Raw genomic sequence first — 10,218 nt, forward strand, 5'->3', positions numbered from 1 at the left:
TTTAAAACAGGCATACCGCTATCTAGCTTGATATGGTATAATTCCATATTGTAATTAACAAGATGAAGTTATGAAATAAAATATAGGAAAACGCTAGTTCAAGAGGATATTCCATTAAAGATTCTACCAGGTTAGGAAACTTGAATAAATGGGGATATAGTTCAGGATATAGAAAATGGTGAACTGTCAGTGAACCGAAATATATTTTTGTAGAGTTCCAATTAGGTCATATGCTACGTTTTGTTCCGCAAATGTTGTTTGGTTTTCAAGTAGTGAGGAGCCGATTATTTTAATCCGGAAAGAAACAGAGAATTTAATGGAATATCCTTCTATGTAATTAATTTAAATATAAAGGTATAGTAAAAACTTTAAAATAATTAGGTGGTGATCAAATTATGAGTAAAGTAAAAAAAGCAATTATTCCTGCAGCGGGGTTAGGTACTAGGTTTTTGCCTGCGACAAAGGCAATGCCAAAGGAAATGCTTCCAATTGTGGACAGACCAACAATTGAATATATTGTGGAAGAGGCTATTCAATCCGGAATTGAAGACATTATAATTGTTACGGGTAAAGGAAAACGTGCAATTGAAGACCACTTCGATAGAAATTTCGAATTAGAAGATAATTTAATGAGAAAAGAGAAGTTTGAAATGCTAGATAAGGTGAATCAATCTTCTAAAGTAGAAATTCATTATATTCGTCAAAAAGAGCCTAAAGGTCTAGGACATGCTGTATGGTGTGCACGTAAATTTATAGGAAATGAACCATTTGCAGTGCTATTAGGCGATGATATCGTTCTTTCAGAGAAACCAGGATTAAAACAATTAATTGAACAATATGATGAAACAAATACTTCAATAATAGGGGTGCAAAAAATTCCGGAAAACGAGACCCATCGTTATGGAATTATTGAGCCACTAACGATTGAAGGCAGACGTTACCAAGTAAGTAACTTTGTTGAAAAACCTGAAAAAGGTACTGCTCCTTCAAATCTAGCAATTATGGGACGTTATATATTAACCCCGGAAATCTTTGCCTTTCTTGATAAACAGGAAGCTGGAGCTGGTGGGGAGATTCAGTTGACTGATGCTATTCAGAAGTTGAATCAACTGCAGAATGTGTATGCCTATGATTTTGAAGGAAAGAGATACGATGTTGGGGAGAAGTTAGGGTTTATTCGTACAACTGTTGAGTTTGCTTTGAAAAGTGAAGAGTTTGGTGGAGAAGTAGAAGAGATGTTAAGGGAACTTCTTGCAGAACGAGTAAGAGTTTAGTAAAAAAGTTAAGAAATGATCAGTTCGCTTTAAGTCTTTTTATTTTATTAGTATTGCTTCTAAACGTCGCTTTACTTATTAAGTAAAAGATAGAAAAATCCCTGTAATTTTAGTAGGTTAGGAAACAATAAAAATCTTCGCCGTCTGCAAAAGTGCAACTAAGTCATTCACTCAAAGGCTCGACGTATGCTAATTTTTCTAATATGGAAACTTATTTTTTCTAGTACCAGATTCACCTAATCTTGGAAGAAATAGTACGATGAACCCTTTCCTAGCGTCTTGCCCAACAGGATATGATTTCCAGACATAAATTGACAAGAAGGGGTAAAAAAAGTATTAAAAATGGTATAATATTTATTGTTTTCTATTATTCGAGTTAGGGAGAATCTAAGATTGACGGAAAAGAAGAAGGTTCTATTCTTTATTTACCAAATGGGTGCTGGTGGAGCAGCAAGAACTTTATTAAATATAATTAATAATATAGATAGATTAAAGTTTGAACCTATACTAGTTACGTTAGACTTTAACGGGAACTATGAAGATAAAGTTAAATCAGATATAACGTTTATTAAATTAAATACGAAACGCTTAAGAAAAGCAATTATTCCACTAGCGAAGGTAATTAGAGAAGAGAAGGTAGATCTCGTTTTTAGTACGATACCAAACTATAATACGATAGCTATTCTGGCAAATTTCCTTTCTTTCACTCGAGCAAAGAATATTGTAAGAGAAGCAGATAATTTAGGTGGAAATACGATTACCAATCTAAAATTAATAGGATATGGATGGTTATATAAACTATCCAGTCAAGTTATTGCTTTATCAGAAGGTGTTAAAGAAAATCTAGTAAAACGGTACAAAATAAAACCTGAACATGTTAAAGTGATATATAATCCGATTGATTTAGAAAACATTCGACAAAGTATAGAGAATGGATCGGTGAAGAAAGAGCATTTTTCCTTATTTAAAGATGATAGAAAAACTATCATCACAGCTGGAAGACTAGTAAAACAAAAAGATCAAAAAACATTAATAAAAGCCTTTGAAAAAGTAAATCAAACAGTAAACGCTGATTTAGTAATTCTTGGCGAAGGCGAACTAGATAATGAGTTAAAAAAACTAGCGAAGGACCTTTCTATTCATGATAGGGTTCATTTTATTGGCTTTCAGCATAACCCATATATATTTTTTGAAAAGGCTGATTTATTTGTATTGACATCGATTCATGAAGGCTTTGGCCATGTAATTGCAGAAGCGCTGGCAACAGGAACTCCTGTCATCTCTACAAATTGTCAATCGGGGCCAAAAGAAGTGCTAGACGATGGTAAATATGGATTGCTTACGGAAGTAGGTAACGTTGAAGAGTTAGCTGGGAAAATGTTAAAGATTCTTTCTATGAATGAAGAAGAGTTATTACAGATTCAAGAAAAGGGTTATGAACGGGCTGCTGATTTTGATGCTCGTAATATTGTTAAACAGTATGAAGACACATTTATGGAAGTGATTGAGGGTATAAATCGAAGGGGATGAAAAAGAATGCTTACTCCTAGAAATGTTGTACACTTAACAACCGTACATCATCCATATGACCCAAGGATTTATCATAAAGAATGTTTATCACTTCATCGTGCAGGGTTTGACGTTACCTTAATTGCACCGGATACTAATGCCTCTTCCACGAATAAGTCTATTAAACATGTGTCAATTAAAAAGCACAAAAGCAGATTAGTGCGAATGTTCTTTGGGACATTCAACGCATACAGAAAGGCAAAGAAGTTAAATGCGGATGTTTATCATTTGCATGACCCAGAGCTAATTCCAGTAGGTTGGTTATTGAAAAAGAAAAACAATATAGTCATTTACGATATACATGAAGATTATGTAACAAGTATGATGCAAAAAGAATATGTTAATAAGAATCTAAGGAAAATGTTTTCCTTAATGTATAAGATTATAGAAAAACTTTTTATCAAAAATTTTGATTTGTGTTTAGCAGAAAAGTACTATAAAGATTTATACCCAAAGGGCTATTGTATCCTTAATTATCCAATCATAAATCAAAAGCTTTTAAAAATAAATCACAACAAACGTCAGAGTAGTAAGAAACTTCTGTATACTGGAAACGTGACCATAGAGCGTGGTGCTTTAATACATGCCATGTTACCTTTGATTGACGATTCCATTTCGGTACACTTTATCGGAAAGTGTTCCAAAAATTTGGCTGAAGAAATGATGAATACAGTGGGGGAGAAAAGCGATAGCATTACCATAGAAGGTATTAATCGGTTTGTCGAAAAAGATAAAATTGATTCTACATATGTTAATGAAGATTGGTTGGCTGGGTTAGCGATCTTTCCACCAACGGAACATTATATGAAAAAGGAATTAACGAAATTTTTTGAGTATATGAATGTAGGGCTTCCGATTATATGTTCGGATTTCCCTGTTTGGAAGAACTTTGTTGAAACATACAAATGTGGTATTGCTGTAAATCCACATAATCGTGATGAAATTGGACAAGCAATAGAATATCTAAGTAATCACCCAGATGAAGCAAGACAAATGGGTGAAAATGGAAAAGAAGCAATAAAGAAAAAGTTAAATTGGAATGAAGAAGAAAAGAAGTTAATTAACTGGTACAACCAACTGTTATCTAGGGTGTAATAGGAAAATAATGTATAAGGACTGTGGGGATAAATTGGGAGAAGAGAAGAGAATGCCAAAATCAAAACCTTTAGTATCAATTATAACACCAACTTTTAATTCAGAAAAATTTGTAGGTGAGACCATTTACTCTGTCTTAAATCAAACCTATTCGAATTGGGAAATGATTATTGTTGATGATTGTTCTACAGACCTTACGGTAGAACTCGTGAAAGAATATCAAAATTGGGATAACCGAATAAAACTGATTGAATTAGAAGAAAATGGTGGTGCAGCTATTGCTCGAAATGTAGCTATTAAACATGCAAAGGGTCGATTTATTGCCTTCTTGGATAGTGATGATCTCTGGTTACCAGAAAAACTAGAAAGGCAGTTAGAGTTCATGTTGAAAAAAGATATTGCATTTTCATTTACAAAATATATAAGGATTTATGAGAATGGGGAAGAAACAAAGGCAATTTCAAAAACCCCTAAATCTGTGGACTATGATTATCTAATGAAACACTGCGTTATTGGTTGTCTGACGGTTATGATAGATACCGAAAAAACAGGTGAAATTCAAATGACCAATATACGATCCAGACAAGATTATGCCCTATGGCTAACACTTACAAGGAAGGGGTTCCTTGCTTATGGCCTGCCAGAAGTATTAGCCAGATACCGTTTAGTAAAGGGCTCTGTATCTAGTAATAAATGGAAAGCAGCGAAGCAAAATTGGTATCTTTATCGGCACATTGAGAAACAAAGCCTGTCTAAAAGTATTTGGTACTTTTTGAATTACGCTTATACAGGAATTAAAACTCTTAATAAAAGAAAAGTGGAAAAGGAAGAAGTGTATCAGCCTGAATGGGTACAACAAAAACGCAGACAGGTTACAAAGATATAAGGAAGCATGATATTGTACATTAGATGGCGGTGTGGAAGATGTTACGTTTAATGAAAAAATCTGCAGTAGAAACAGTTGACTGGGTTTTATATAAATTACTAAGAACAGAGCAAAAAAAAGCAATTGCTAATCTGTTTACACAAAAACAGAAAGATGCCTTAAAAAAAATTCTTAAGCCTGGGAAAAAACAGGCGCAATTACGGAAAATAGAAAGAGTAAAGTATAGACTATATAATTTAGGATTTACAAAAAAGGCCTTAAAGGACTTATATGAATTTTATCAACAAGATGAGGATGCCTATTTGAAGCGTTTAGCAGCTTGGGAGTTAACGCTCTATTATGCAAATCAGTATAAGGAAGAGTCTGCAAGAAAATCCCTAGAATTTCTGCCCGAAGCAATTAAGAATTCTAAAGACAAAGCGTTACTTCGGAAAGCTGCTATAATAAAGGCGGAATGTCTTGAACTATTAAATAAATTAGAAGAGGCGAAAGATGTTATTTCACATGCTTTGGTCTCTAATAAGCATGCAGATCTTTATTTGGCTGCCGCAAATCTGGAGTCATCTATTACTGAAAAAGAGAAATGGTTAAATACAATATTTGATCAGTACCAAATAGAAAATATAGAAATTATGACCGATAAACCAACTATTTATGATGGATTAAAAGCTCGAATTAATCATACATCGGATGATGTCCAGGTTCCTTTACCCAAGGTATCGGTTATCATTCCTGTTTATAACTCGGAGAATTCTGTACAAACGGCAATCCAATCTTTATTAAAACAAACATGGAGTAATATAGAGATATTGGTGGTTGATGATTGTAGTACAGATTATACATTACAAATAGTAAGGGAATTTGCAAAAAAGGATAAAAGAATTAAGGTTTTATCTACAAAAACGAATAGCGGGGCATACGTGGCTCGTAATATTGCATTGGCACAGGCATCAGGAGAATTTGTAACCATTAATGACGGGGATGATTGGTCCCATCCGGAGAAGATTAAATCACAAGTAGAACATCTGATAAATAATCCAAAAGTTATTGGTAATTTCTCTCAACAAGCAAGAGCTACAGATGATCTTAAGTTTTATCGTCGGGGGAAACCAGGAATCTATATCTTTCCAAATATGTCTTCGTTTATGTTTCGAAGGCAACCAGTTGTGGAAAAGTTAGGTTTTTGGGATAGTGTTCGGTTTGCTGGTGATTCTGAGTTTGTTAAGCGGGTCAAACTTATTTTCGGTGAAAAATCCGTTGTTAATCTGAAGACAGCACCGTTATCTTTTCAGAGACAATCGGAAAGTTCTCTAACAGGTAGTTCAGCATTTGGATTTCCAGGCTTTTTTATGGGTGCCCGAAAAGAATATGCAGAGGCTCATGAACATTTTCATGCTACGAATAAAAATCTGAAATATGATTTTCCTCAAAAAGTTAGACCATTCCCAGTTCCTGAACCAATGTTACCAAATCGTAAAAGTAAAAAAGAAGAAGCTCACTTTGACGTCATAATTGCATCCGAATTTCGGCTATTAGGTGGAACTAATATGTCTAATTTGGAAGAAATTAAAGCTCAAAGGAAGTTGGGATTACGCACAGGACTTATACAAATGAATCGATATGATTTAAATTCTGTACAAGTGGTCAATCCGAAAATAAGAGAGTTAATTGATGGTGAGCGTGTTCAAATGATTGTTTACGGTGAAAAGGTTTCTTGCGATGTACTTATTATTAGACATCCACCTATTTTAGAGCATTGGCAAAAGTATATCCCACAAGTAGAGGCAAAGAAAATTCAGGTGATTGTAAACCAACCACCAAAACGAGAATATAGTTCCAATGGTGAGAGGTTATATGATATAAGGCATTGTGCTGATAATTTACGTAACTACTTTGGTAACACCGGCATTTGGCATACAATTGGTCCGCGTATTCGTGATATTTTAAATCAAAATCACAAAGAAGAATTAAAAGTCATCCATTTAGCTAAAAAAGATTGGGTCAACATTATTAACATAGATGAGTGGAAGCGAGAAAGTCGCCCAGTCAACGAGAAAATTGTAATTGGTCGTCATTCTAGGGATCAATATGTGAAATGGCCTAATGATAAAGAGCAGTTATTATCCATTTATCCTGATAACGATGATTATGAAATATTTGTCATGGGTGGAGCAAAATCACCTACAAAAATCCTTGGTGAACTTCCTTTAAATTGGAAAGTCTTTGGTTTTGGGGAATTAGAACCAAAAGACTTCTTAAAGAAATTAGACGTGTTCGTATATTACACGCATCCTGACTGGGTAGAAGCATTTGGTAGAGTGATTTTTGAAGCGATGGCAACGGGGGTACCGGTGATTATCTCACCAATTTATAAACCGTTATTTCAGGAAGCTGCTATATACGCAGAACCAAATGAAGTAAAAGAGAAGATAGACCAGTTGATGAAAGATGATGCCTTTTATAACGCACAAGTAAAAAAGGCTAAAAGATTTGTTCAACAACATTTCGGCTACGCTATGCATGCATCACGTTTGGAGGACGTTCGTAATGGAGCAATCGAATAACATTCAGGAAGAACTTAACGCTAAACGAAAACAGAATGAAAAATTATTAGAAAGCATCCATCAAAAAAGAAAAATACTAGAAGAAAAACAAGCTCAATTGGAGGATTCTACTAAAGAATTAAATCAACTAAAATCACAACTTCATTTGATAAAGCAAGGAAAACTATGGAACGCCTTCAAACATGCTAGAAGGGCTGCTAGACGTCATGCTGCATATCTTTCGGGAAGAAGAAATAGAAGGGAAATTATTGATCCTTCCATAAAAAAGAAAAAGGCAAAAAGACAAATTAAAAAGCTAAAATATAATTTAAATGAATTAGGATTTGAAAAAAAGGCATTGTTCGATTTAGAGAGGATTTTCCAAACAACGGATAATCGTTATTTAAAAAAACTTGCTGCATGGGAGTTAGCTTTATGGCATGCGAATAAATACTCAAAAGAAGGGGCTATAAGATCACTTTTCTATCTCTCTGAGGCTAAAAGAAAAACCAAGGATAAAGATTTTCTAAGGAAAATCGCTATAATGGAAGCCGAATGTCACTTATTACTTAATCAAATAGAAGAGGGTAAAGATGTTATCCGCAAAGCATTAATGAACGGAGAGCATGCGGATCTTTATTTAGCTGCGGCAAATTTGGAAAGTACTATTGAAGAAAAACTTAAATGGATTAATCGATCCTTAGATTTATATGGCATGGAACATATTGCGATGAAACAAGGAAACAAAGGGACATTATATGATGGTTTAACTACTTACATAAAAGAGAAAAAGGCGAAAAAAATCCCGAAAGTATCGATTATTATTCCAGTTTATAATGATGAAAAAGGGATAGTCACAGCAATGAAATCTGTATTAAAGCAAACATGGACTAATTTAGAGGTATTAGTAGTGGATGATTGTAGTACGGACAATACCGTAAACGTTGTGGAAGACTTTGCCCAAAAGGATTCAAGAGTAAAACTTCTTTCTACAGGAACGAATAGTGGTGCCTATGTTGCCCGTAATACTGCGTTGCAAATGGCTGTGGGTGAGTTTGTAACGATTAATGATGCGGATGATTGGTCCCATCCGGAAAAGATTGAAGCCCAAGCAACTCATTTACTCGAGAATGCGGAGATTATTGCAAATACATCCCAACAAGCCCGTCTTACAGATGATTTCATGTTTTACCGCAGAGGAAAAGCTGGTCAATATATCTTTGCCAATATGTCATCCCTTATGTTCCGACGTGAAGAAGTAATGGAAAGATTAGGATATTGGGATAGTGTCCGGTTCGGTGCGGATGGTGAGTTTAAGAAACGGTTAAAGAAGGCCTTTGGTGATGATTGTGTTGTCGATCTTTCGAGTGGTCCTTATTCCTTTCAAAGGCAAAGTAGTCATTCCCTTACTGGCAATGCGGTGTTCGGTTATCACGGATATTTCACAGGAGCAAGAAAAGAATACTTAGAGAGTTATCTTCATCATCAAAAAAATGCCGCTAACCTGTACTATCCGTTTCCAATGGAAAAGCGTTTATTTCCAGCACCTGAGCCCATGTTGCCAAATCGTGAGGAAAAGTCGAATGGAAAAAGACATTTTGATGTCGTCATCGCTTCTGATTTTCGCCTGCTAGGTGGTACAAATATGTCGAATATAGAGGAAATAAAGGCACAAAAAAAGCTTGGATTACGTACAGGATTAATTCAGATGTCACGTTATGATTTCCATTCTGAGAAACAAATGAATCCTGGTGTTCGTGAGTTAGTGGATGGGGAAAACGTACAAGTGCTCGTTTATGGGGAAAAAATAACGTGTGATGTACTAATTGTTAGGCACCCACCGATCTTACAAGAATGGCAAAAATATCTTCCAAAGATTGAAACACGTCGAGTATGTGTTATCGTCAATCAACCACCGAAAAGAGAATATAGTCAAAAAGGCCGAGTATTGTATGATATAAAACGATGTGCGAATCATTTGAAGGGTTATGTTGGAACAAAAGGTAAATGGTATCCAATCGGGCCACTTATCAGGGAGACATTGTTAAAAGAACATATGAAGGATTTAAAGTCTATTAAATTAGCAAGTGACGACTGGGTGAATATTATACATGTTGATGAGTGGAAAAGAGCTTCTTACCAAAAAGGAGATAAAATTAGAATTGGTCGTCATTCCCGTGATCAGTACGTAAAATGGCCGGACAATAAAAACGATTTATTAAGCCTTTATCCAGATTCTCCCGAGTATGAGATTCATGTTTTAGGTGGAGCGGAGTCACCTAAAAAGATACTCGGGGATCTTCCTTCCAATTGGAGGGTATATGAGTTTGGTGAACTTACTCCAAAAGACTTTTTAGCTAATCTAGATGTTTTTGTATACTATACATATCCAGATTGGGTGGAAGCCTTCGGAAGAGTTATTTTTGAAGCGATGGCTGTTGGTGTACCGGTTATTCTTCCACCAAGTTATGAAAAGTTATTTGGTGAGGCAGCTATCTATGCTTCAGCGAATGAAGTATTGGATAAAATAAATGATTTAATGACGGATGAGAAAGCCTATCAAGCTCAAGTGGAAAAAGCATTCGCATATGTTGAGGAAAACTTTGGGTATACCAAGCATGCACAGCGGTTGGAAGATTGCTTTGTTGATAAATTAGTTAGTGTCTAGCTCCAGCGCCCAGCGACTAGCGAGACTTCCTTCACCTCCGTGCGATAAAGAAGACTTGCCGACTGGTGAAACCAGAGGCTTAGTCGCACTTATACCCTTGTGGTGAAAGTCAACATCGACTCACTTCGTTCGTCGTGTTTCCTTTATCTCCTACGGAAGTGGAATGTCCGATTAAAACCGCCG

6 protein-coding genes are annotated in these 10,218 nt (G+C 35.3%); all 6 read left to right on the plus strand.

Features of this window, described 5'->3' with window-relative positions; all coding sequences use genetic code 11:
• The first annotated feature begins 395 nt into the window (after positions 1-395).
• The 6 genes from galU (at position 396) to ACPYKA_RS14335 (ending at position 10,035) form a co-directional block, all read left to right on the plus strand.
• A complete protein-coding gene (gene galU, locus ACPYKA_RS14310) occupies positions 396-1,274 on the plus strand; it encodes a UTP--glucose-1-phosphate uridylyltransferase GalU (RefSeq protein ID WP_479542913.1) in 879 nt (292 codons plus the stop codon).
• Positions 1,275-1,667: 393 nt separating this feature from the next.
• Positions 1,668-2,804: a glycosyltransferase gene (locus ACPYKA_RS14315; RefSeq protein ID WP_479542914.1), complete on the plus strand. Its 1,137-nt coding sequence runs from the start codon at positions 1,668-1,670 to the stop codon at positions 2,802-2,804.
• Positions 2,805-2,810: 6 nt separating this feature from the next.
• Entirely contained in the window at positions 2,811-3,938 is a 1,128-nt protein-coding gene (locus tag ACPYKA_RS14320) for a glycosyltransferase (RefSeq protein WP_479542915.1), read from the plus strand.
• 52 nt (positions 3,939-3,990) lie between these two features.
• The gene (locus ACPYKA_RS14325; protein ID WP_479542916.1) at positions 3,991-4,824 is read left to right on the plus strand and encodes a glycosyltransferase family 2 protein; all 834 of its coding nucleotides are present in this window, start codon (positions 3,991-3,993) and stop codon (positions 4,822-4,824) included.
• Between the two features lie 38 nt (positions 4,825-4,862).
• Positions 4,863-7,388 carry a glycosyltransferase gene (locus tag ACPYKA_RS14330; protein ID WP_479542917.1) on the plus strand — a complete coding sequence of 842 codons (2,526 nt, stop codon included), beginning with the start codon at positions 4,863-4,865 and terminating at the stop codon, positions 7,386-7,388.
• On the plus strand, positions 7,372-10,035 hold the full coding sequence (locus tag ACPYKA_RS14335) for a glycosyltransferase (RefSeq protein ID WP_479542918.1): 2,664 nt from the start codon (positions 7,372-7,374) through the stop codon (positions 10,033-10,035). Before ACPYKA_RS14330 ends, ACPYKA_RS14335 begins: the two co-directional genes overlap by 17 nt.
• The last annotated feature ends 183 nt before the right edge of the window (positions 10,036-10,218 follow it).

Origin of the sequence: Pseudogracilibacillus amylolyticus (SeqCode) (assembly GCF_051918545.1) — a bacterium.
In the GTDB taxonomy this organism is placed as follows: domain Bacteria; phylum Bacillota; class Bacilli; order Bacillales; family Amphibacillaceae; genus Pseudogracilibacillus.

Excerpts from the sequence above, each read along its gene's own strand:
- galU (WP_479542913.1), top strand. The coding sequence starts at position 396 with ATGAGTAAAGTAAAAAAAGCAATTATTCCTGCAGCGGGGTTAGGTACT.
- ACPYKA_RS14320 (WP_479542915.1), top strand. The coding sequence starts at position 2,811 with ATGCTTACTCCTAGAAATGTTGTACACTTAACAACCGTACATCATCCA.
- ACPYKA_RS14325 (WP_479542916.1), top strand. The coding sequence starts at position 3,991 with ATGCCAAAATCAAAACCTTTAGTATCAATTATAACACCAACTTTTAAT.
- ACPYKA_RS14330 (WP_479542917.1), top strand. The coding sequence starts at position 4,863 with ATGTTACGTTTAATGAAAAAATCTGCAGTAGAAACAGTTGACTGGGTT.
- ACPYKA_RS14335 (WP_479542918.1), top strand. The coding sequence starts at position 7,372 with ATGGAGCAATCGAATAACATTCAGGAAGAACTTAACGCTAAACGAAAA.